The sequence below is a fragment of the Mesorhizobium sp. M7A.F.Ca.ET.027.03.2.1 genome, assembly GCF_003999175.1.
Taxonomy (GTDB): domain Bacteria; phylum Pseudomonadota; class Alphaproteobacteria; order Rhizobiales; family Rhizobiaceae; genus Mesorhizobium.
Genome location: NZ_RZOM01001744.1, coordinates 1 through 649 on the forward strand (window position 1 = coordinate 1; position 649 = coordinate 649).

The window sequence follows — 649 nt, forward strand, 5'->3', positions numbered from 1 at the left end:
AAGCGGGTGCAGGCTGCCCCGCCGCTATTCCAGCCGGGCGGCCTTATTTACGAAGTGCCGGTGCGCGCCTTCACCATGCTGCATCCGGACATTCCCGAAAAATTGCGCGGAACAGTCGCCGCACTTGCTCACCCGGCGGTTATCGAGCATCTGAAAGAACTGGGGGTTGACGCGGTCGAACTGATGCCGGTGACCGCGTCGATCGACGAGCGACATTTGCCGCCGCTCGGGCTGCGCAACGCCTGGGGCTACAATCCCGTGACTTTCATGGCCCTCGATCCGCGTTTGGCGCCAGGCGGCATCATGGAGTTGCGAAACACGGTCGCCGTGCTGCGAGAGGCTGGCATCGGCGTCATCCTCGACCTCGTCTTCAACCACACCGGCGAGAGCGACTGGCTTGGCCCGACGTTGTCGCTGCGCGGCCTGGACAACCAGGCCTACTACCGGCACTCATCAGACGGCGGGCTGGCCAACGATACCGGCACCGGCAACACGGTCGCTTGCGATCATCCTGTCGTCCAGGAGATGGTCCTCGACACGCTTAGCCATTTCGTCAGGGATGCCGGCGTCGACGGCTTCCGCTTCGACCTGGCGCCAATTCTGGGCAGGGTTGAAGGAACATTCGATGCCGAGGCGCCGATGCTGAGAG

General features: G+C 63.6%; 1 protein-coding gene. It reads left to right on the forward strand.

The genetic code is table 11. From position 1 onward, the window contains the following. On the forward strand, positions 1–649 hold a 649-nt coding region (locus EN750_RS37785; protein WP_245482946.1), incomplete at both ends, for an alpha-amylase family glycosyl hydrolase.